The 21,597-nt window shown below is 74.7% G+C and carries 16 protein-coding genes; 5 read left to right on the plus strand and 11 right to left on the minus strand.

What is annotated here, in order from left to right; all coding sequences use genetic code 11:
* Positions 1-439: 439 nt before the first annotated feature.
* The 3 genes from HK417_RS21770 (at position 440) to HK417_RS21780 (ending at position 3,383) form a co-directional block, all read left to right on the plus strand.
* Positions 440-1,831: an ADP-ribosylglycohydrolase family protein gene (locus tag HK417_RS21770; RefSeq protein ID WP_222271807.1), complete on the plus strand. Its 1,392-nt coding sequence runs from the start codon at positions 440-442 to the stop codon at positions 1,829-1,831.
* A 314-nt stretch (positions 1,832-2,145) separates the two neighbouring features.
* The gene (locus HK417_RS21775) at positions 2,146-2,421 is read left to right on the plus strand and encodes an IS110 family transposase (protein ID WP_222271809.1); all 276 of its coding nucleotides are present in this window, start codon (positions 2,146-2,148) and stop codon (positions 2,419-2,421) included.
* Positions 2,400-3,383 carry an IS110 family transposase gene (locus HK417_RS21780; protein ID WP_222271811.1) on the plus strand — a complete coding sequence of 328 codons (984 nt, stop codon included), beginning with the start codon at positions 2,400-2,402 and terminating at the stop codon, positions 3,381-3,383. Before HK417_RS21775 ends, HK417_RS21780 begins: the two co-directional genes overlap by 22 nt.
* 11 nt (positions 3,384-3,394) lie before the next feature.
* Here the strand turns inward: HK417_RS21780 and HK417_RS21785 are convergent, their stop codons facing one another.
* The 11 genes from HK417_RS21785 to HK417_RS21835 all read right to left on the minus strand — a co-directional run bounded on the left by HK417_RS21785 (position 3,395) and on the right by HK417_RS21835 (position 14,583).
* Positions 3,395-3,601: a hypothetical protein gene (locus tag HK417_RS21785; RefSeq protein ID WP_222271813.1), complete on the minus strand. Its 207-nt coding sequence runs from the start codon at positions 3,599-3,601 to the stop codon at positions 3,395-3,397.
* Positions 3,602-3,685: 84 nt separating this feature from the next.
* Complete coding sequence (locus HK417_RS21790) at positions 3,686-4,159, minus strand: hypothetical protein (RefSeq protein WP_222271815.1); 474 nt, start codon at positions 4,157-4,159, stop codon at positions 3,686-3,688.
* A 193-nt stretch (positions 4,160-4,352) separates the two neighbouring features.
* On the minus strand, positions 4,353-5,594 hold the full coding sequence (locus HK417_RS21795; RefSeq protein WP_222271820.1) for a Zn-dependent hydrolase: 1,242 nt from the start codon (positions 5,592-5,594) through the stop codon (positions 4,353-4,355).
* The gene (locus HK417_RS21800) at positions 5,591-6,826 is read right to left on the minus strand and encodes a metal-dependent hydrolase family protein (RefSeq protein WP_222271822.1); all 1,236 of its coding nucleotides are present in this window, start codon (positions 6,824-6,826) and stop codon (positions 5,591-5,593) included. Before HK417_RS21800 ends, HK417_RS21795 begins: the two co-directional genes overlap by 4 nt.
* Before the next feature lie 12 nt (positions 6,827-6,838).
* Positions 6,839-7,804: a pyridoxal-phosphate dependent enzyme gene (locus tag HK417_RS21805; RefSeq protein WP_222271824.1), complete on the minus strand. Its 966-nt coding sequence runs from the start codon at positions 7,802-7,804 to the stop codon at positions 6,839-6,841.
* Positions 7,801-8,646 (minus strand): ABC transporter permease, encoded by an 846-nt coding sequence (locus HK417_RS21810; protein ID WP_222271825.1) that lies wholly within the window; start codon positions 8,644-8,646, stop codon positions 7,801-7,803. The genes HK417_RS21805 and HK417_RS21810 overlap by 4 nt, the downstream gene beginning before the upstream one ends.
* Before the next feature lie 18 nt (positions 8,647-8,664).
* Positions 8,665-9,591 carry an ABC transporter permease gene (locus HK417_RS21815; RefSeq protein WP_222271827.1) on the minus strand — a complete coding sequence of 309 codons (927 nt, stop codon included), beginning with the start codon at positions 9,589-9,591 and terminating at the stop codon, positions 8,665-8,667.
* Positions 9,592-9,678: 87 nt separating this feature from the next.
* Positions 9,679-11,268 carry an ABC transporter substrate-binding protein gene (locus HK417_RS21820; RefSeq protein WP_222271829.1) on the minus strand — a complete coding sequence of 530 codons (1,590 nt, stop codon included), beginning with the start codon at positions 11,266-11,268 and terminating at the stop codon, positions 9,679-9,681.
* Between the two features lie 75 nt (positions 11,269-11,343).
* Positions 11,344-12,381, minus strand: a complete 1,038-nt coding sequence (locus HK417_RS21825) for an ABC transporter ATP-binding protein (protein ID WP_308123761.1) — start codon at positions 12,379-12,381, stop codon at positions 11,344-11,346.
* On the minus strand, positions 12,378-13,418 hold the full coding sequence (locus HK417_RS21830; protein ID WP_222271831.1) for an ABC transporter ATP-binding protein: 1,041 nt from the start codon (positions 13,416-13,418) through the stop codon (positions 12,378-12,380). Before HK417_RS21830 ends, HK417_RS21825 begins: the two co-directional genes overlap by 4 nt.
* Before the next feature lie 97 nt (positions 13,419-13,515).
* On the minus strand, positions 13,516-14,583 hold the full coding sequence (locus tag HK417_RS21835) for an Lrp/AsnC family transcriptional regulator (RefSeq protein ID WP_222271833.1): 1,068 nt from the start codon (positions 14,581-14,583) through the stop codon (positions 13,516-13,518).
* Positions 14,584-14,673: 90 nt separating this feature from the next.
* Here HK417_RS21835 and HK417_RS21840 point away from each other — a divergent pair, with 90 nt between their 5' ends.
* Together HK417_RS21840 and HK417_RS21845 are read left to right on the plus strand one after the other, a co-directional pair.
* Positions 14,674-15,894, plus strand: a complete 1,221-nt coding sequence (locus tag HK417_RS21840; protein WP_222271835.1) for a M20 metallopeptidase family protein — start codon at positions 14,674-14,676, stop codon at positions 15,892-15,894.
* A 121-nt stretch (positions 15,895-16,015) separates the two neighbouring features.
* Complete coding sequence (locus tag HK417_RS21845; RefSeq protein WP_222271837.1) at positions 16,016-21,592, plus strand: DUF4011 domain-containing protein; 5,577 nt, start codon at positions 16,016-16,018, stop codon at positions 21,590-21,592.
* Positions 21,593-21,597: the final 5 nt, after the last annotated feature.

Genomic DNA, 21,597 nt, shown 5'->3' on the forward strand with positions numbered 1-21,597 from the left:
GATGAACTTGAATCCATGGCCGAGAACCGAGAATTGGCACTCTCGATATCAATCAACCAAAGGAACCCACCGACATCCCCCCAAAAAAGAAGGACCCCGGATGGGGGAATTGTTACATGGCACTGACTTTCGGCACGCTGTTGAGTTCTCAAGGAGCGGACGCGCGCGGACCCCGACCGAACTGCTCCGGTCATCATCCGCGGCGGTGATCTCACACTACACCGGGCTCCGCAACAGCCTCACCACAGGGGCTCGGCCGGCGGTTTCCCAGACCCTTCCAGGCCCGGTCCGTTCTCGCTCGGTGCAGAAAGAACAGTACACGCCCCGCCCAGCCCCCGCACGGGGACCCCCGGCGCCCGGGACTCGCCCGCTGGCAGGCGGCTGTAGGACCCCGTTGGCAGAGTGGGACCCCTCGTCCCCGACCACTCGGGAGGTCCCCGTGACGGCGCTCATCCCCCGCTCGCACCGGGTCGCCGGCGCGCTGATCGGCTCCGCCGTCGGGGACGCGCTCGGCGCCCCCTTCGAGTTCGGGCCGCCCGGCCGGTTCACCGCCCGCTTCCCCGTCGACGCCCGCGGCGCCCGGACCGAGATGTGCGGCGGGGGGTCGCTGGGCTGGGAGCCGGGCGAGTTCACCGACGACACCCAGATGGCCCTGCTGGTCGCACAGTCGCTGATCGAGTGCGGCGGGCTGGACGAGGCGGACGTCTTCGCGCGGTTCCGCACCTGGGCGAGCGCCGGTCCGCCGGACATCGGCAACCAGACCCGCGCCGTCCTCGGCTCCGGCCGGCCGTGGGACGTCGCCGCCGCCGAGCACTTCGCCCGCAGTGGGCACGCGGCCGGCAACGGCTCACTGATGCGCACGACCCCCGCGGCGATCCGCTTCAGCCGAGAAGGCCAGGCGGCCACCGCCGAGGCCGCCCGCCGGCTGTCCGCGCTCACCCACGGGGATCCGGCCGCCGGTGAGGGGTGCGCGGTCTTCCACGAGCTCGTGCGGATCGCGCTGGACGGCGGCGATCCGCTCGCCGCCGTCCCGACCGCGATCGACCTCGTCCGGCCCGAGCACCAGGACCGGTGGGCGGCCGTGCTGGCTCCCGACTGGACCCCCGACCAGGCCACCGAGAGCAACGGCGCGGTGTGGCCGACGCTCGGCCAGGCGGTCTGGGCGCTGCGGCGCGGGCGGGACTTCGCCGAGGTCCTCCGCCTGGTCATCGACCTGGGCGGCGACACCGACACGGTGGCCGCGGTCGCCGGTGGCCTGGCCGGCGCGGTGTACGGCATCGTCGGCATCCCGATCCGCTGGACGTCGGCGGTGCACGGGCGCATCCCCGGCTTCGGGGACCGGGTCTGGTGGCTGGCCGACCTGCACCACCTGGCCGCCGCGCTCGACGGGTCGGCCGCGCCGCCGTACGAGCCGGTGGAGCTGGAGGGGCTCGAACCGCGGCAGGTCACCGACGGGGTCTGGGCGGCTGACCTGGCCGGCGCCCGGCGCAGCTCGACGGAGTTCGCCGTCGTCTCGCTGTGCCGCACCGGCACCCGGTTCCCGCACGACCTGCAGCGGTTCGCCTACCTCACCGACGACGACGCCAACCCGGAGCTGGACGCCGTCCTGACCGATGTGCTCGACGACATCGACGCGCTGCGGGCCGAGGGGAGGCCGGTGCTGGTGCACTGCTTCGCCGGCCAGTCCCGGACCGGGCTGGTGCTGCGCGCCTGGCTGCGCCGCACCCGGGGCATGTCCGCGGCCGAGGCGACGGCGTACGTCCGCGAACGGTGGCCGCACCTCAACGAGTGGAACGCCAGCTTCACCGCCGCGCTGGAACGGGTCCGCTGACCGGGCGACCAGTCAGCGCGGACGGCCGGTCAGCCTGGCGATCGGCCAGCGCCGGGTGGCCGCTCACTGGAGGACCCTCGACGGGGCCGGTGACTGACTGAGAGGGTCGCTGGCGCACCCCGGGTCCCCACCGGATCACTGCCAAGACCGCTAGCTGGAGGTCACAGCCAGACTGAGTTCCGCAGGATCCGGTGGCCCGGGACGTGCCGACGGCAACAGGGCTGAGCGCCATGAGCGCCGATCAGTGAGCGACCGGCGTGCACGTCCCGAGACCACCGGGTGCTTCCCGCTGCTGCAACAGCCAGGAGGCACACATGCACGATCCCACCGCCACCGCCGGCCCGACAGGGCCGCTGTTCGCCGGCGTGGACTGGGCCAGCATCGACCACGCCATCTGCGTCATCGACGTCGCCGGGGCGGTGCTGTGGCGGCACACGGTCAGCCACAGCCGCACCGGCCTGACCCGGCTGACCGGTCGGCTGATCGAGCTGGGCGTGATCCGGGTCGGTATCGAGCGCCCCGACGGGCCGGTGGTCGAGGCCCTGCTGGCCGCGGGCCTGCGGTGGCGGTGGTCCCACCGCGGCAGGTGAAGAACCTACTTTCCCGCTACAGCCGGGCGGGCAAGGACGACCGCTTCGACGCCTACGTCCTCGCCGATGCGATGCGCACCGACGGGCACCGGTTTACCGATCTGACTCGAGACACTGCGCCGACGGTCGGGCTGCGGGCGCTGGTGCGGGCCCGCCAAGACCTCGTCGCGGTCCGGGTCGGGCTGGTCAACCAGCTGCGGCACACCCTCGAGCTGGCGTTTCCCGGCGCGGTCGGGCTCTTCTTCGACCTGCACAGCCCGATCGCCCGGGCGTTTCTGCGTCGCTTTCCCACCGCCGCGGAGGCCGCCGTGCTCGACGAAGACAGCATGGCGGCCTGGCTGGCCGCCGAGGGCTACTGCGGGCGCACCCCGGCCGCGGTCTTCATCCACCGGCTACGCACCGCCCCGGCCGGACTCACCGGCACCGAGGCCGCCGCCCGCCGGCACGTCACCCTGGCCCTGCTGGCCAGCATCGACGCCCTCGAGGCCCAGGCCGCCGAGCTCAGCCGCCGCATCAAGGAAGCACTCGCTCTGCACCCGGACGCACCGATCTTCACCAGCCTCCCCCGCGCCGGCCAGATCCGCGCCGCCGCCCTGCTGGCCGAGATCGGCGACGCCCGCGGCCGCTATCCCGATCCGCAGACGCTGGCGGCCGCGGCCGGGGTCTGCCCGTTCACCGACGCCTCCGGCAAACACCACGCCGTCGGCTTCCGCTACAAGGTCGACACCAAGCTGCGCCGGGCACTGACCGACTTCGCCGATGACTCCCGTCATGCCAATCCCTGGGCCGCCGACCTCTACGCCCGTGCCCGCGGCATGCGCCACCCGCACGCTATTCGCGTCCTCGCCCGCGCCTGGACGTTCGTGCTCTGGCGCTGCTGGCAAGACGCCACGCCCTATGACCCCGACCGCCACGGCGCCCTCGGCCGATACCTCGACCAGGAGGACGCGACGGCGGCTTGACACAGGGCTACTCAGTCGGGGTCGACCGGGAGGCCCTGGTCGGGCAGCTCGGACACACCGCCGGGCTGATCGGCCATGCCGCCGTGCTGCGCGACCGGGGGCTCCGGTGCCGGGCCGACCCGGTCTCCGGCCGGCCGCTCGCCCGGCAGCGGCTCGTCGTCGTTCGGTGTCCGGTTCGCGCCCTCGTAGGGACTGCCGGTCAGGTTGCCCTCGGTCATCGCTGACCTCACCTCCGGTGGAGTGCAACGCCGTCCCGGGGTAGCCGGTGCCGGCACCGCGGAAACCGCGGCCGGCAGGGCAGGTCAGTCGCCGACGAAGTCGGTGACGCCGAAGTGCTGCTCGCCGTTGTCGTCCTCCTGCACCAGGACGGTGTAGGCCGCGCCGTTGATGACCGCGGCGCAGGTGCCGCCGTCGCACTCGACCGTCTCCAGCGCCGCGCCCTGGCCGGACACCATCTCGGCGAAGGCGGCCTCGGTGTCGGCGTTGGCCTCGTCGACGCCGTGCCGGTAGAGGGTCAGTCCGGTGATCGCCGCGGCGGCGACGATGACCGCCACCATCAGGGTGATCAGGGTCGCGCTGTGCCGGGCGACCCAGCCCTGCTCGGCGTCCTCGCCGGCCGGGGACCCGTCGCCGATCGCGCCGGTCGTCGTGCCGGCCGCGGGCTGCTCGGCGGCAGGCTGCTCGGCGGCGTCGGGCTGCTCCGCGGCCGGGGCCTCCGGCGCGGCGGTGTCGGGAACCGGGGTCGCGCCGGTCGGGGTGGTGCTGTCCGTGCTCATCGCTGCATGCCTCGCTCTGGTGGGTCGGGGGGTCCGTGGCGCGGGGGCACCACGACGTGGTCGCCGGACGACGGTCGGCTCCGACCGCGCTCCCCGCGCGACCGCGGCGGCCGCGGGGTGGCCGTCCAGCAGTCCCCTCGACTGTGCCACAGCGCCCGCCCGTGCCCGGGGCACGCGACGGGCGCCGCGGCGATCAGGTCCCCGGGTCGAAGGCGAGCCGGTGCAGGGCGGTGGCGAGCACCGACGCCCCCCGGACGCAGTCGGCGAGCTCGGTGAACTCCGCGGGGCTGTGCGAGCGGCCCTCCACGCTGGGCACGAACAGCATCGCCGTCGGCACCCGGGTGGCCATGAGCTGGCTGTCGTGCCCGGCGCCGCTGGGCATCGACCGCGAGCTCACCCCGCAGCTGTCCACCGCGTCCCGCAGCACCGCCAGCAGGCCGGCGTCCATCGTCGCCGCCTCCTCGTGCTTGTCGCGGACGACCTCCACCTGCACCCGGTGCTGCCCGGCGACCTCGGCGCAGGTCCGGTCGACCTCGGCCAGCAGCCGGTCGCGCACCTGCTCGTCGGGGTGCCGCAGGTCCACGGAGAACCGGGCCAGGCCGGGGACGATGCTCGGCAGGCCCGGCTCCACCTCCCACCGCCCGGTGGTGAGGACGGCGGGACGCCCCTCCCCCTCGACCAGCCGGGTGATCCGCCGGGCCATCTCGGCCGCGGCCTGGAACGCGTCCCGCCGCAGGTCCATGGGAGTCGCGCCGGCGTGGTCCTGCTGGCCGCGCACGGTGACGGTCTGCCAGGTGATCGCGGGGATCACCTCGACCAGGCCCACGTCCACGCGCTCGTCGGCGAGCACCCGGCCCTGCTCGATGTGCAGCTCGAGGAACGCGTCCAGGTCCGACCGCCGTGCCGTGGCGATGGCCGCGGGGTCCAGCCCGACCTGCCGCATCGCCTCGGCGAGGGTGATGCCGTCGGCGTCCACCAGCCGGTCCGGCTCGTCGGGCTCGATGAGCCCGAGCATCGCCCGGGTGCCGAAGAAATTGCCGGTGAACCGGCTGCTCTCCTCCTCGCACAGCGCGACGACCTCGAGGGTGCGCTCCGGCGTGCCGTGCTCGCGCAGCGCGGCGAGCGCGGCCAGGCCCCCGACAACGCCGAGGGCGCCGTCGTACCGGCCGCCCGAGGGAACCGTGTCCACGTGCGAACCGGTGAGCACGACCCGGTCCGACCGCCCGGGCAACCGCCCGAAGACGTTCCCGACCGCGTCGACCCGGGCCTCCAGCCCGGCCTCGCCGATCCACTGCAGCAGCTGGTCGCGGGCCTGCTGCCAGGCGGCGTCGTACTGGAACCGGAAGAGGCCGTGGCCGGGCGCCTCGCCTATCCGGCCGAGCTCCTCGACGTAGGTGCCCAGCAGCCGCTCGTCGACTCCGACCGCGCGGGTCATGCGGCGGTGGGGACCGCGGCGCCGGTCTCGGCCAGCTCGTTGCGCTGGACGACGCCGTCCTTGACCACCAGCGACACCCGCTCGGTCGCCGTGATGTCGGCCACCGGGTCTCCGTCGACCACGACTAGGTCGGCGAGCTTGCCCACCTCCAGGGTGCCGATCTCGTGGGCCAGGCCGAGGTTCCGCGCGGCGCTGGACGTGGCGGCGACCAACGTCTGCATCGCGGTCAGCCCGTGCTCGACCATCAGCGCCAGCTCCCGCGCGATGTCGCCGTGCCCGTTGAACGGCGTCCCGGCGTCGGTGCCCGCGGCGATCCGCAGGCCGGAGGTGACGGCCGCGGCGAAGCTGGTGCGCTGCTGCTGCGCCTCCGACTCGGCCTTGTCCACCACCCAGCCGGGGATGCCGGCGGCCCGCCCGTTCCGGATGATCCCGTCGACGGCCAGCATCGTGGGCACCAGGAAGGTGCCCTGGTCGATGGCCAGGTCCAGCAGCTCGTCGTCGAAGTAGAAGCCGTGCTCGACCGAGTCGATCCCGGCGAGCAGCGCGTTGTGGATGCCGGCCCGGCCGATCGCGTGGGTGGTCACCCGCCGGCCGGAGTTGTGCGCCTCCTGGGCGACGACGGCGAGCTCCTCGGGCAGCAGCGCGGTCTGCGTCGGCGACACCCCCGGGGTCAGCACGCCACCGGTGGCCATCACCTTGATCACCCCGGCGCCGGCCTTGATCTCGGCGCGGGTGGCCTTGCGCACCTCGTCGGGCCCGTCGGCCTCCCGGCCGATGAAGTGCCCGTGCCCGCCGGTCATGGTGATCACCCGGCCGGCGGCCTGCACCCGCGGCCCGGGCACCAGCCCGCGGTCGATCGCCTTGGCCAGTTCGATCACGATGTCGTCGGCCGCGCCGCAGTCGCGCACCGTCGTCACGCCGGACATCAGCGTGATCCGGGCGCCGTCGGCCGCGCGCAGCGTGGCCAGCGGGACGGTGTCCCCCGCGACTTGGGCGAACAGGTCGGGTGCGCCGTCGGCGGTCAGGTGTACGTGGCAGTTGATCAGCCCGGGCAGCACGGTGCGCCCGCCGCCGTCGACCACGGCCTCGGCGGCGGTGCTGGGCGCCTCGCCGTCCGGTCCGATCCAGGCGATGCGGCGCCCCTCGACGACCACCGCCTGACCGGGGACGGGCTCGGCGCCCGTGCCGTCGACGAGCGTGACGTTGCGGAGCAGGAAGCTGGAGGTGGTCATGGGCCCTTCCGGTCAGGGGTTGGCGAGGCGCCCGAACAGCGCCAGGTCGACGTTGCCGCCGCTGAGGACGGAGACGACGCGCGTGCCGGGCGGCAGCTCCAGCACGCCGGTCATGAGAGCGGCCAGCGGTGCGGCGGCCGAGGGCTCGAGCAGGAGCTTCGTGCGCGTCACCGCCAGCGCCAGCGCGGCCAGGATGTCCGCGTCGGACACCCGCACCACGCGCTCGACGAAGGCCTGCACGTGGGCCACGGTGACCTCGCCGCTCATCGGCGGGGCCAGCCCGTCGGCGACGCTGCGCGCCTCGGGCATCCGCACCGGGCCGCCAGCGGCCAGGCTGCGGGTCATCACGTCGGCGGTCTCCGGCTCGACGCCGATCACCCGGGCGCCCGGCGCGACCCGGGCGAGGGCCGCGGCGACGCCGCTGATCAGCCCGCCACCGCCGACCGGCACGAGCACCACGTCGGCGTCGGGCACGTCCTCGGCGATCTCCAGGCCGACGGTGCCTGCGCCGGCGACGACCGCGGGGTCGTCGAAGGGGTGCACGGGGATCCGGCCGGTCTCGGCGACGACGGACAGGTAGGTCTCCACCAGGTCGCCGTCGGTGAGGACGACGTCCGCGCCGTACGCCCGGCAGGCCTCGACCTTCGCCGGCACCGCCGTCGCCGGCATGACCACCGTGCCCGGCACCCCGACGCTGGCCGCGGCGTAGGCGACCGCCGCCCCGGCGTTGCCCGCCGAGAGCGTGACGATGCCCCGGGCGCGCTCCTCCGCGGGCAGGGGGAGCACCTTGTTGAGCATGCCGCGGGGCTTGAAGCTGCCGGTCCGCTGGAAGAGCTCGGCCTTGAGGTCCAGCCGCACGTCCCCCCACAGCCGGCCCAGGCTGGCCGACCGCAGCACCGGGGTGCGGTGCAGGCGGCCGGCCAGCCGGTCGGCGGCGGCGCGGACGTCGTCGAGACCGACCAGTGCCGCTCCGGTCACGCGGCCGGCCTGTCCACGGTGCGCATCCGCGGGTCGAGCGCGTCCCGCAGCCCGTCCCCGAGCAGGTTGAAGGCGAGGATGGCCAGGAAGATCGCGATCCCGGGGAACGTGGTCAGGTGCGGCGCGCTGAAGATGAACTGCCTCCCCTCCCCCAGCATCGTCCCCCACTCGGCGGTGGGTGACTGGACGCCGAGGCCGAGGAAGCCCAGGCCCGCGGCGAGCAGGATGCTCACCCCGATGCTCAGCGTGCCGTGCACCAGCACCGGGGTCAGCGAGTTGCGGAACACGTGCCGGACGATGATCCGGCCGTTGCCCGCGCCCAGCGCCCGCGCCGCCTCGACGTAGGGCTCCTCGCGCAGGCTGAGCACCGAGGAGCGCACCAGCCGGATGATCACCGGGATCACGCTGATCCCGACCGCGACGATGACGTTCTGCAGGCTGACGCCGAGGACGGCGACCAGGGTGAGCGCCAGCAGGATGCTGGTGAAGGCGAACATCATGTCGGCCAGCCGCGAGATCGCGAGGTCCGCCCAGCCGCCGTAGTAGCCCGCGATCATGCCCAGCGGCACACCGATCACCAGGCCGATCGCCACGGCCAGCACACCGATCATCAGCGAGATCCGCGCGCCGTACATGAGCCGCGTGGCGATGTCCCGACCCAGCTGGTCGGTGCCCAGCCAGTGCGAGCCCGACGGGCCCTGGATCGCCGCGGCGAGGTCCTGGTCGTTGGGGTCGTAGGGCGAGATGACCGGCGCCAGGGCGGCCAGCAGGACGAACGTGACGATGATGCCCAGGCCGATCATCGCCGGGGTGTGGTGACGGAAGCGCCGCCAGGCTCTCATCGGGGTCCCTCCGCCATGTCAGTACCGGATCCGCGGGTCGACGACGACGTAGAGGACGTCGACGATCACGTTGAGGAGGATGAAGAACGTCGCGTAGACCAGGACGAGCCCCTGGACGACGGCGAAGTCTCGGGCGCCGATCGAGTCGACCATCAGCCGCCCGATGCCCGGCCATCCGAAGACGGTCTCGGTGAGCACGGCACCGCCGAGCAGCGCGCCGAACTGCAGGCTGATCACGGTCAGGATCGGGATGAAGGCGTTGCGCAGGGCGTGCTTGACCACGACGGTCTGCGGTGGGGCGCCCTTGGCGTGCGCCGTACGGACGTAGTCCTGCCCGAGCACCTCGAGCATGCTGGCCCGGGTCATCCGGGAGACCAGGGCGGTGGAGAACGCCGCCAGCGTCACCGCCGGCAGCACGATGCTCAGCGGCTCCCCGCTGCCGGCCGCGGGCAGCCAGCCAAGGGTCACGGCGAACAGCAGGATGAGCAGCAGCCCCAGCCAGTAGACCGGCATGGAGACGCCCATCATCGCCACGCTGGAGATCACGTGGTCGACGATCGAGTTGCGCCGGACGGCGGCGATGACGCCGGCCGTCACCCCGATGATCGAGCCGATGACGGTGGCGACGACGGCCAGGATCAGCGTCGCGGGCAGCCGGACGGCGATCTCGGTGGCCACCGGCCGCGAGGTACGCGCCGAGGTGCCGAGATCGCCGGTGACCACCCCGGAGATGAAGGACCAGTACTGCGACAGCAGCGAGTCGTCCAGCCCCAGCTCGTCGCGCAGCCGGGCGACCTGGTCCTCGCTGGCGTTGAGCCCGGCCAGCACCCGCGCGGGGTCACCGGGCAGCACCCGCAGCATCAGGAAGATCAGCACCGATACCCCGAAGAGGGTGATCAGCGACAGCAGCAGGGTGCGCACGATGTGCGCGGCCGTGCCCTTCATGGGGTGTCCATCCGTTCAGTTCCTCCTCCGCCGGGGGGTGGCGGCCGCCCCTGCCCCAGGGCAGGGGCGACCGCCAGGGCCAGTGGGTCAGTTGGCCGGCCGGGCGTAGATGGCGTCGAACTTCTCGGTCGGCGTGGTGTCGATGCCCGTCACGTCGGCTGAGTGGACGACCGGGAAGGACTGCGTCCACAGGAAGATCCAGGGCGCCTCGTCCCAGATGACCTGCGACGCGTCGCAGTACAGCTGCTCCCGGGTGTCCCGGTCGGTCTCCACGTCCGCCCGCGCGAGCAGCTCCTCGACCTGCGGGTTCGTGTAGAACGCCGTCCCCAGGCCCGCCGGCGGGTGGTTCGCCTGGCGGAACATCTGCATCTGGAAGTCGGCGTCGAGGTAGGGCGGCGCCCAGCCGAGCAGGTGCGCGTCCACGGTGTTCTCCGAGTGCGGGGCGTTCACCCGCGACAGGAACGAGGGGAAGTCGCTGGTGGTGACGTTCACCGTGAGGCCCACCTCGCGCAGGTAGCCGGCGATGGCCTCGGCGGCCTGCTGGTCCTGGACGTACCGGCCGCTGGGGGTCAGCAGGTCGATGCTGGCGCCCTCCGCGCCGGCCTCGGCGAGCAGCTGCCGGGCCCGGTCCGGGTCGTAGTCGTAGGAGCCGGTCTCGCAGTAGCCGAACAGGCTGGAGGCCATCGGCCCGTTCATCACCTCGGCGGCGCCGAACAGCACGCTGTCGACGATGGTCTGCTTGTCGACGGCGTAGTTCAGCGCCTGGCGCGCCACCGGGTTGGACCACAGCGGGTCCAGGGTGTCCAGGGCGATGAAGATGCTGCGGTCGCTCTCGCCGAGGATCACCTCGACGTCGCTGTTGTTCTGCAGCGCCTCGAGGTCCGACACCGGCGGCAGGATGATCATGTCGACCTGGCCGGCGAGCAGCAGGCTCTCCCGGGTGGCCGCCTCCGGCACGACCCGGAAGTTGACGGTGTCGTAGTGGGGCTCCTCGCCCCAGTAGTCGGCGTACTTCTGCACGGTCACGCTCTCACCGGCGGTGTAGCTCTCGAACGTGTACGGGCCGGTGCCGACCGGGTTCTGGTAGTTGTCGTTGGTGTTGCCCTCGGCGGTGACCGAGCCGGGCGCGATCATCGCCGCCGTCGTCACCGACAGGGCGCTGAGGAAGCCCGGTGAGGGCCGCAACAGCTTGATCTCCACGGTGCTCTCGTCGACCGCGGTGACCGACTCGATGACCTCGAACGGCGCGCCCAGCGGCACGGTCAGGTTCGGGTCCTTGATCCGCTCCAGGTTGAACTTCACGGCCTCGGCGTTGAACGGCGTCCCGTCCTGGAACTGCACGCCCTCCTTCAGCCCGAGGGTCACCGTCAGGCCGTCCTCGGAGACCTCGAAGGTCTCGGCGAGCTTCCCGCTGACCGTGCCCTCCTCATCGACGGTCACCAGGGTCTCGACGACGTAGTCGACCATGTTCTGCACGGTGGTCGTGGTCTGGCCGGCCGGGTCGAAGGTGTCCGGGTCGATGCCCACGGCGATGTTGAAGGTGCCGCCGCCGCCCTCACCGCTGTCCGAGGCCGGCGCCTCGGGGTCGCTCACGGAGCAGGCGGACAGCAGGATCCCGACCGCCGCCGCGGCGGCGAAGGACCTCATCCGGGTGGTGCGACGTCGTGCTGTGGACATGATCAGGGCTCCTGCGCTGGACGAGATGGTGCACAACAGGGGTCGGTGGGCCGTGCTGGGGAACGCATGCGGCCGTCAGGGGACGACGGCGCGTACCTCCGGGAAGTGGCAGGCGCTGGGGTGCCCGTGCCCCTCCCGGTCGATCAGTTCGGGCTCCTGCTCCGCGCAGATCGCCTGGGCCTTGAAGCAGCGGGTGCGGAAGTTGCAGCCGGACGGCGGGTTGGCCGGGCTGGGGACGTCGCCGGTGAGCACGATCCGCTCCCGGCTGCCGCGCCGGGTCGGGTCGGGGATCGGCACGGCCGAGAGCAGGGCCTGCGTGTAGGGGTGCGTGGGCCGGCTGTAGATGTCGGCCCGGGTGCCGATCTCGACGATCTTCCCGAGGTACATCACCGCGACCCGGTCGGAGATGTGCCGGACCACCGAGAGGTCGTGGGCGATGAAGACGTAGGACAGCCCGAACTCGGCCTGCAGCTCCTGCAGCAGGTTGACCACCTGTGCCTGGATAGAGACGTCGAGGGCGGAGACCGGTTCGTCGAGCACCAGCACCTGAGGGTTGAGCGCGAGCGCCCGGGCGATGCCGATGCGCTGCCGCTGGCCGCCGGAGAACTCGTGCGGATAGCGCCCGGCCTGCTCCGGGGTGAGCCCGACCGCCTGCAGCAGCTCGTCGACCCGGGCCTTGAGCGCCGAGCCGGAGAGCAGCCCGTGGATCTGCAGCGGCTCGTTGATGATGCTCCGGACGGTCATCCGCGGGTTCAGCGACGTGTAGGGGTCCTGGAAGACGAACTGCATCTCCCGCCGGACGGCCTTCATCTGGGCCCGGCCGTAGCCGGTGATCTCGGCGCCCTTGAACCAGACCTTGCCGGCGGTGGGTTCCTGCAGCTTGACCAGCGTCCGGCCGGCGGTGGTCTTCCCGCAGCCGCTCTCCCCCACCAGGCCGAGGGTCTCCCCGGCCGCGACGGTGAAGCTCACGCCGTCCACCGCGTAGACGGTGCCGATCTGCCGGCGGGTCACCCCGCCACGGATCGGGAAGTGGGTCTTGAGGTCCTCCACGCGGAGGATCTCGGTGCCCGCCGCCGCGCGCGCGTGCAGGTCGGCGCTCTCCACGGCGGTCACGACCCGCTCCCGAGTCGCGCGCCCATCTCACGGGAGACCGTGACCATCTCTGCGGGGACCTCCTCGGAGAAGTGGCAGGCCGCGGCCTTGCCCTCGCCGGTGTCGTAGAGCGGCGGCACCGTGGTGCGGCAGATCTCGCGACCCCGGGTCACCCGGCAGCGCGGCCGGAAGGAGCAGCCCTCCGGCAGGTCGACCAGGTTGGGCGGCGAGCCGGGGATGGGGTCGAGCCGCTCCAGGTCGACGTCCAGCCGCGGCAGGCTGCTCATCAGGCCGAGCGTGTAGGGGTGCCGGGGGGCGGAGAAGATCGACCGGACGTCGGCGACCTCGACGACCTTGCCGCCGTACATCACCACGACCCGGTCGGCGTGCTCGGCGATGACGCCGAGGTCGTGGGTGATGAGGATGGTGGCCGCGTTGGTGCGCTCCTGCGCCGTGCGCAGCACCTCGAGCACCTGCGCCTGGATCGTCACGTCGAGCGCGGTGGTCGGCTCGTCGGCGATGAGCACCTTCGGGTCGTTGGCGATCGCCATGGCGATCATCGCCCGCTGGCGCATCCCGCCCGAGTGCTCGTGGGGGTACTGGTCGAAGCGCCCCTCGGGGTTGGGGACGCCGACCATCGCGAGCAGCTCGATCGTCCGGGTGCGCGCCTCCGCCCGGCTGAGCGTGCGGTCGTGCAGCCGCAGCGCCTCGCTGATCTGGGCGCCCACCGTCAGCACCGGGTTCAGGCTGGTCATCGGGTCCTGGAAGATCATCCCGATGTCGCTGCCGCGCAGCTTCCGCAGCTCCTTGGCCGACATCTTCAGCAGGTCGCGGTCCTCGAGGAGGATCTCGCCGGCCACGATGCGCCCCGGCGGGCTCGGCACCAGGCCCAGGATCGACATCGCGGTGACGCTCTTGCCCGACCCCGACTCCCCGACCACACCGAGCGTCTCGCCGGGGTAGAGGTCCCAGCTCACGTCGTTCACGGCCTTGACCACACCGCCTGGGGTGACGAATTCCGTCGTCAGACCCCGGACGGAGAGAACGGGATTGCTCACGAACCGCGCCTCCTCGACCGATCTGTGCGTGAAACCTAAGCCAGAAATACGGCCGTGAGGTGACACTCCGATCACGACGGTGAGTCGTGACTGTCCGCTACATGCGATTAACCGAGCGTTCAGACGTCGGTTCCGGCGGAACCGGGTCGTTCCAGACCTCCATCCGCACCGCGCCGGTCGTCCGGCCACTGACGTCGAGCAGGTGGCCCATGCGCTTGACCGGGCGGAGCACCACCAGCCGGTCGACCACCTCGGCGTCGGGCACCTGGTGCACGAGGTCCTGCTCGAAGCGGTGCACCTGGTCCAGCGAGGTCAGCCAGGCGGTCACGAGCAGGCTGGGGGTCCCCGCCAGCGTGGCCGACAGCCGGACCTGGCGCATCCGGCCGCACCGGGCGGCCGCCTCGTCCAGCCGGCCGGCCGGCGCGTTCGCGGACAGCACCACCGTGACCGGCCAGCCGGCCAGCGGAGCGGCGACCTCGGTGCGCAGCAGCACGGCACCGGAGGAGATGAGCCGGTCGACCCGGCGGCGGGCGGTGGGCTGGCTGATCCCGGTGGCCTGCGCCAGCGACGCGTAGGAGGCGCGGCCGTCCACGCCCAGCCGGGCCATCAGCTCGCGGTCGACGCCGTCCAGGACGACCGGCCGGGGCGCCGGGAGCACCGCCCCGGTCGCGCTGCCGTCACCGTTGCCGGTACCGGCAGGCAGGACGCCGAGGCGCCACAGGCTCCCCTCGGCGAACAGCCGGGTGGCGACGCGGACCCGCGAGCCGGTGACGCCGGGCACCCGGTCCAGGCGTTCGAGCAGGTAGCGGGCCAGCGTGGGCAGGTCGACGGCCGCGACGGTCATCAGCAGGTCGCGGCCGCCCGCGGTGATGTCCACCGAGAGGGCGTGCGCGTCGCCGGCGAGCTCCTGGGCGACCCGGGTCTTCTCACTCGGCGTGCACGTGACCTCGACGTAGGCCAGGACCTGCGCGTGGTACGAGTGCGGACCGGGGGCACCGATGATCCACGCCGCGCCGGCCGCCCGCAGCCGCTCCCAGCGCCGGGACGCGGTGACGGCGTTGGTGCCCACGACCTCGGCGACCTCCGTCCACGGCGCGCGCGGATCACGCTGCAGCGCCTCCACGAGGGCCAGGTCGTCTTCGTCCAGGGCAACCAGTTCGGACATCGCGGGGGCCTCTCGTGACGGATTCCTGCGAATCCTCCCGCAGATCCGTCGGGAGTCATAGCCTCCGCACCACCCGTACGAGGAGGCTCCATGACCCGGTCCGAGGCCCTGCGTTCCGATGCGCAGGCGATGTCCGACGAGCTCCGGCAGCTCCGGCACCAGCTGCACCGCCGTCCCGAGATCGGGCTGCACCTGCCCAGGACGCAGGAGACCGTGCTCGCCGCGCTCGACGGCCTCGGCCTGGAGGTAAGCACCGGGACCGAGCTGTCCTCGGTCACCGCGGTGCTGCGAGGGGCCCGGCCCGGCCCCGCGGTGCTGCTGCGCGGGGACATGGACGCCCTGCCGGTGCAGGAGGAGACCGGGCTGGACTACAGCAGCGAGGTCGACGGCGTGATGCACGCCTGCGGGCACGACCTGCACACCGCGATGCTGGTCGGCGCGGCCCGGCTACTGGCCGCCCACCGCGAGTCGCTGGCCGGCGACGTCGTCTTCATGTTCCAGCCGGGCGAGGAGGGCTGGGACGGCGCCGGCTACATGCTGCGCGAGGGCGTGCTCGACGCCGCCGGTTCCCGGGTGAGCTCGGCGTACGGCATGCACGTCATGTCCTCGGCGACGCCGCGCGGGCAGTTCACCACCCGCCCGGGCACGCTCATGGCCGCCAGTGACGAGCTGCGGGTGACCGTGCGCGGGTCCGGCGGGCACGGGTCGGCCCCGCACCTGGCCCGCGACCCGATCACGGTGGCCGCGCAGCTGGTGGGCGACCTGCAGACGATGGTGACCCGCCGGTTCAACGTGTTCGACCCGGTCGTGCTCACCGTCGGCACGTTCCACGCCGGCACCAAGCGGAACATCATCCCGGACCAGGCGGAGTTCTCGGCGACCGTGCGGTCGTTCTCCGCGGAGGCGCGGGAGCGGATGCGGACGGCGTCGGTGCAGCTGTGCGAGTCGGTGGCCGCCGCCTACGGGCTCGAGGTCGACGCGGAGTACGTCGAGGAGTACCCGGTGACGGTGAACGCCCCCGACCACGCCGCGTTCGCCGCCGACGTGGCGCTGGAGGTCTTCGGCGCCGACCGGTACGCGCCGCAGGCGTACCCGCAGGCCGGGTCGGAGGACTTCTCCCGGGTGCTGGCCGAGGTGCCCGGCGCCTACCTGTTCCTGGGCGCGGCGCCCGGCGAGGACCACGAGACCGCGCCGAACAACCACAGCCCGCGGGCGGAGTTCAGCGACAGCGTGCTCGGGGACGGCGCGCTGCTGCACGCCGAGCTCGCGGTCCGGGCCCTGGAGCGGGACGCCGCCCTGGCGTCCGCCTGAGACCCCGTCCGGACGGCGCCGGCCGCATCCGGCGCCGTCCGGACGGACTCGACCCCACCTCACTGGTCACAGTGCGGCGGGGTTCCCCGACCGGACGCCTCCCCGGCGGTAGACACCTCCCATGGGCACCTTCCCCTGCCCGCAGCGCTCCGGGACCGGAGCGGAGGGCGGCATCTCGATCCAGGCCGACGCCGTTCCCGTCCTCAGCGAGGCGCTCGCCCGCGCCGGGATCCCCGTCGTGGCCGGCCTGCGGCTGACCACGGACGGCGACCCGGTGCGGGCCGCGCGGGTCACGGTCACCGTGGGGACGGCGGACGGCGACCTCGCCCGGCCCGTCGAGCTGACCGCCGACCTGCTCGTCGGCCGGACCACGGTGCTCACCGACATCCCCCTGCTGCTGGACCCGGCCCGGCTGGCCGCGATCGCCGAGCCCGGCCCGGCCTCGCTCACCGTGCAGGTCGAGGCGGACGGCGCGGTGCTCGGCAGCGCCACCACGTCCGTGCGGGTGCTGGCCGCCGGGCAGTGGCTGGCCTCCCCTCCCCCGCTGGCCCTGGAGCTGCTCGCGGCGCACGTGCTGCCCGACGACCCCGCGGTCGCCGGCCTGGTCGGCGCCGCCACCGACCTGCTGCGCTCGCGCACCGCCGATCCGCTGCGTGCCGACGAGACCGCCGCCGCGATCGTGGAGGGGATGCGCCGCCGCGGGATCCGGCCGCGACCGGTGACCGCGGACTGGCGGGACGTGCCGCAGCGGGTGCGCACCCCCGCCGAAGTGCTGGAGGAGCGCGCCGGCACCACCCTCGACGTGGCCGTGACCCTCGCCGCCGCGTTCGAGCACGCCGGGCTGCGTCCGCTGCTGTGGGTGGCCGCCGACCGGCCGCACGGCTTCCTCGGCTACTGGCGGGTGCCGCACCGCGCCGACGGCGCCGCGGTCACCGACGTCACCGGCCTGGCCGAGCTGGTCGAGCGCGGGCTGGTCCAGCTGGTGGAGACCGCGCTGCTGCGGGTCGGCGCGGAGCCGGCGACGTTCGGCGACCTGCACCGCACCGCGGCCGCCACCTGGCTGACCGGGGACCTGCACCGGCTGGTCGGCGTCACCGACGTCCACCGGGCCCGGCTGGACGGCGTCGTCCCGCTGCCCGGGGAGGACGGGCGGCTCGGCGCGACCCGGCGGGCGGCGCGCGACCGGCGGCGGCGGGCGGCGGGGCCGACGGCCGCGCTGCTCGACCTCGACCTCCGCGGCGGAGAGGAGGGGCCCCTCCCCCTCACCGTCCCTCCGGGCCGGCTGGCCGCCATCGCCGACCAGCTCGGCGCGGGCGCCGCGCTGACCCTGCTGCCCGCCGACCAGCTGGGGGCCGGCGCGCGCCGCCGGGGCATCCGCGCGGCGCGCGACCTGCCTCCGCACCAGCTCGGTGAGCTGCTGATCGAGCACGCCGGGCTGTACACCGAGGTCCCGTCCGACGACTACGCCGTCCGGCTCGGTGAGCTGGCCGAGCGGGCCCGCCGGGTGGTCGAGGTGCGCGGCGCCAACGACCTGTGCCTGGCACTGGGCTCGCTGGCCTGGGAGGTCGACGGCCGGCCGGCCCGCTCGCCGCTGGTCCTGGTGCCCGTCGTCCTCGCGCCCGGGGTGAGCCCGGGCTCGTGGCGGATCGCCGCCGACCCGGCGGGCACCGTCACGCCGAACGGCTGCCTGCTCTCCGAGCTCCGCCGGCGGCACGGCGTCGCCGTCCCGGAGGACGCCGCCGACCTCACCCCGGTGCTGCGCCAGGCCTTGGCCCAGCAGGGGCTGCCGTTCCGGGTGGAGGCGACCGCCGAGCTCACCCTGCTGCCGGCGGCCGCGTTCCGCGTGCGGGAGGACGCCGACCGGCTGGGTGCCGCGGCGCTGCGCAACCCGCTGGTGCCGGTGCTGCTGCGCCCCGGCCAGCCGTTCTCCGAGCCCGACCCGGCTCCAGAGACTGACCTCGACGAGCTGGCCGCCGCGCTGCCGCTGCCCGCGGACGGCACCCAGCTGCGGGCGGTCGCCGACGCGGCCGCCGGGCGCTCGTTCGTACTCGAGGGGGCGGCGGGGACCGGCAAGACCCAGACGGTCGCGAACCTGGTGGCGGCCGCGGTGTCCGGCGGCCGGCGGGTGCTCGTCGTCGGCCCGCAGCCCCCGGCGCTCGACGTCCTGGCCCAGCGCCTGGACGCCGCGGGGCTGGGCCCGCTCACCCTCGCGCTGCACGGCGCCGCCGGGCAGCCGACGGCGGTGCGCGCGCACCTGCGCCGGGCTTTTTCGGGATCAAGCCCGGGGGCTTTTCCGGGATCAAGCCCGAGGGCTTTTCCGGGGTCAAGCCCGGGGGCCGCGCGACGGGACGAGCTACGGCACCTCCGGCGGCGCATCGCTGCCTACACCGAGCGGCTGCACGCGCCCAACGCGGCGGGGATGTCGGCGTACTCGGCGCACGCCGGCCTGCTGTCCGCGACCGACGGCCCGCCTGCCCTGGCGGTGCCCCCGGAGTTCGTCTCCCACGCCTCGGCTCGCACCACCGCGGCCGTCCGCCGGCTGCTGGCCGGGCTGCCCGAGGTGGCGGCGCGGACCCGGCCCCGGGCCGGGCACCCGTGGGGGTTCCTCGACTCCGCGGACGCCGACCCGGTGGCGGTGCAGGCGGCCGTCGTCGCCGTCGACCGAGCACTCGCCGCCCTGCCGCCGGCCGGTCCGCTCGCCCGGGTCGTCGCCGCTGCCCGGACGCCGGAGGACCTCGAGGCGGTGGCCGAGGTCCTCGACGGCCCGGCCGTTCCGCTGCCCGCGCTCGACGAGACCTGCGCGCCGGGCTGGGACGACGAGGTCGAGGAGCTGCTCGCCGAGGTCGCCGACCTCACCGCGGTCGAGCACCCGGGGCTGGACGTCGCCGACCCGCGGGTCCTCGACCTGCCGCTGGTGCGCATCGCCGCGGACGCGCAGGAGGCGGCCGCGTCGGGCCGGATCGGCCGCGGCCGGCGACTGGCCGCCGTCCTCGCCGAGCTGGCTCCGACGCTGCGGCCCGACGCCGTGGTGGAGCCCCCGGCCGTGCCCGAGCTGACCGAGCAGCTGCTCGAGGTGCACGACGCCGTCCGGGACCTGGCCGCCCGCGCCGCCGCCGTCCCTGGGCTGCTGGTGCCCTGGAACTGGAACCCGCTCACCGACCCCCACCTGCTCGACCGCCAGGTCGCCCACCTGCGGCGGCTCCGCGCCGCGCTGACCACCGCGCCGGCGTTCCTCCCGCACCTGCGCCGCTTCCTCGACACCGCTCCGGTCGCCGACCGGGTCCGGGCCGGCCGGGTGCGCGCGCTGCGCGCCGCGCTGACCGCCCTCCCCGCCGCCTGCGCCACGTCAGCGGAGCGGCTGCAGGAGTGGGCCGGGGACGGCGGTCTGCCCGCGCTGTGGGAGTCCACCCAGCCCGGGCGCGCGATCGACGAGTTCGGCCTGCCCTCGCTGGCCCGCTGGCTGGACCTGCTGCGGCACCTGCACCTGCTCGACGCCGCCGGGCTGTCCGGGGTGCGCGAGGCCCTGCTGTCCGGCGCGGTGCCGGCCCGGGACGCCGTCGCCGCGTTCGACCGCGGGTTCGCCCAGGCGTCCTTCGCCGAGCGCCGCGCGGCCACCGGGCTGTCCGCCGCCGACGCGCGTGACCAGGAGAAGGCGGTCCGCCGGTTCCTCGCCGCGTCGGCGGAGGCCCGCGCGGAGGTGACGGCCGGGCTGGCGGCCCGGGCGCTCGCCGCCCGCACCCTCCCCGAGGAGCTGCCGCTCGACGCCCCGGACGTCCGCGGGCTGCTCACCGACCCGGGGGCCGCCGCGCTGACCCCCTGCGTGCTGGCCACGCCCGACACGGTGGCCCGGTCCCTCCCGCCGACCGCGGGCGCGTTCGACCTCATCGTGGTGCTCGAGGCGTCCCGGCTGCGGGTCGCGGACGCGCTGGGCGCGCTCGGCCGCGCCACGGCCGCGGTGGTCGTCGGGGACCGCCGTCAGCTGCCGCCGCCCGGCGCCCGCCCGGGTGAGGACCTGCTCACCGCCTGCCTGCAGGCCGGCGTGCCGCACCGCGAGCTCGGCTGGCAGCACCGGGCGACCGACGGGGTGTCCGCGTTCGCCGACGCGGTGGCCTACGGCAACCGGCTCTCCGCGTGCCCGGCGCCCGGCGGACCGGAGGTGTCGCTGGTGCGCGTGGCCGGCGCGTTCGCCCGGGCGGGCGCGGAGCGGCACACCAACGACGTCGAGGCGCGGGCGGTGGCCGGTGAGGTGCTACGGCGGTTCGCGGCCGCGCCGGCCGCCGATCCGTCGATCGCCGTGGTGACGCTGCACCCACCGCAGCGGCGGCTGGTGGAGCAACTGCTGCGCGGGTCCGGTGACGACCGGGTGGTCGCGGCGCTGGACGCCGGCGCCCTGCTCGTGCGGGACGTGGAGACGGTGTCCGGCGAGCACCGGGACCTCGTGCTGCTCTCCCTGGCCTGCGCGCCGGACGCGCGCGGCCGCCTGCCGCTGGACCTCGGTCCGCTGGGTCGGGCCGGCGGCGAGCGGCGGCTCATCGCCGCGGTCACCCGCGCCCGCCGGCAGGTCGTCGTGTACGCCTCGTTCCCGCCGGCGCTGCTGCGGCCGGCGGAGACCTCGGCCCTCGGCGTCCGGCAGCTGCGCGCCTACCTCGACGTCGCGGCGCAGGGCCCGGACGCCGTGCCGCAGGACGGCCGGTCGGCGCCGCCGCCGGACCCGCATCGCGAGGACGTGGCCGCGGCGCTGCGGAGCCACGGGTTCGTGGTGCGCACGGACGTCGGGCTGTCCGGCTTCCGGCTGGACCTGACCGTCGCCCGTGCTGCCGCCCCGGAGCGGCCGGTGCTGGCCGTGCTGCTCGACGGGGCGGCGTGGGCGCAGCGCTCGCCGGTGGTCGACCGGGTCGCGGTGCCGGCCGGACTGCTGGCCGCCCGCGGGTGGCCGGCGGTCGAGCGGGTGTGGCTGCCGGAGTGGCTGGCCGACCGGACCGTCGTGCTGGACCGGCTGGTCTCCGCCGCGGCCGGCGCCGGTCTCCCTCCGCCGCTGGTGCCGGCGGCCGAGCCGGTCGCCGAGGCGGAGCCGGAGGAGGTCGACGAGCCGCCGGTGCCGGAGGCGCCGCGGCGGGTGCCGGCCCGTCCGGCGGTGCCGCCCGCGCGGCTGGCCGACGAGCAGCCGTTCCGGCCCTGGACGCCGGCGGAGGCCGGCGAGCCGCGGCTGCTGCGGCAGCTCGACGACCCGGAGACCGCGCGCCTGGTGCGCCGGGTGCTCGCGGCCGGGATCGCCGCGGAGGGGCCGATCCACCGCGACCGGCTGGCGGCGCTGACGGCGTCCGCCTTCGGCATCCCGCGGGTGAACGCCACGCGGATCGAGTCGATCCTGGCGCTGCTGCCCGACCCGTCCGCGCCGTTCCTCTGGCCGGCGGAGCTGGATCCGGAGACCTGGACCGGCTTCCGCCGGCACGGCCGCGGTGTCGAGCGCCCGCTGGAGCACGTGGCGCCGGAGGAGATCGGCAACGCGATGGTGGCGCTGTGCCGGGCCGGCTCGGGGATGACCCGCGACGACCTGTTCCTGCAGACGCTGGTGGTGTTCGGCCACCGGCGGCGCCACCCGGTGCTCATGCCGCACCTGGAGAGGGGGCTGGCCCACGCCGTCCGGGCCAGCCGGGTCGTCCGCGCCGGCTCGGGTCAGCCGATCACCGCCGCCTGAGCCCG

The organism is Modestobacter marinus (assembly GCF_019799945.1).
Lineage (GTDB): Bacteria > Actinomycetota > Actinomycetes > Mycobacteriales > Geodermatophilaceae > Modestobacter > Modestobacter marinus_B.

What these genes read in the sequence shown, in the direction of transcription:
- HK417_RS21840 (WP_222271835.1), top strand. Translation starts at nt 14,674, where the DNA reads ATGACCCGGTCCGAGGCCCTGCGTTCCGATGCGCAGGCGATGTCCGAC.
- HK417_RS21785 (WP_222271813.1), bottom strand. Translation starts at nt 3,601, where the DNA reads ATGACCGAGGGCAACCTGACCGGCAGTCCCTACGAGGGCGCGAACCGG.
- HK417_RS21790 (WP_222271815.1), bottom strand. Translation starts at nt 4,159, where the DNA reads ATGAGCACGGACAGCACCACCCCGACCGGCGCGACCCCGGTTCCCGAC.
- HK417_RS21810 (WP_222271825.1), bottom strand. Translation starts at nt 8,646, where the DNA reads ATGAGAGCCTGGCGGCGCTTCCGTCACCACACCCCGGCGATGATCGGC.
- HK417_RS21795 (WP_222271820.1), bottom strand. Translation starts at nt 5,594, where the DNA reads ATGACCCGCGCGGTCGGAGTCGACGAGCGGCTGCTGGGCACCTACGTC.
- HK417_RS21815 (WP_222271827.1), bottom strand. Translation starts at nt 9,591, where the DNA reads ATGAAGGGCACGGCCGCGCACATCGTGCGCACCCTGCTGCTGTCGCTG.
- HK417_RS21800 (WP_222271822.1), bottom strand. Translation starts at nt 6,826, where the DNA reads ATGACCACCTCCAGCTTCCTGCTCCGCAACGTCACGCTCGTCGACGGC.
- HK417_RS21845 (WP_222271837.1), top strand. Translation starts at nt 16,016, where the DNA reads ATGGGCACCTTCCCCTGCCCGCAGCGCTCCGGGACCGGAGCGGAGGGC.
- HK417_RS21775 (WP_222271809.1), top strand. Translation starts at nt 2,146, where the DNA reads ATGCACGATCCCACCGCCACCGCCGGCCCGACAGGGCCGCTGTTCGCC.
- HK417_RS21820 (WP_222271829.1), bottom strand. Translation starts at nt 11,268, where the DNA reads ATGTCCACAGCACGACGTCGCACCACCCGGATGAGGTCCTTCGCCGCC.
- HK417_RS21835 (WP_222271833.1), bottom strand. Translation starts at nt 14,583, where the DNA reads ATGTCCGAACTGGTTGCCCTGGACGAAGACGACCTGGCCCTCGTGGAG.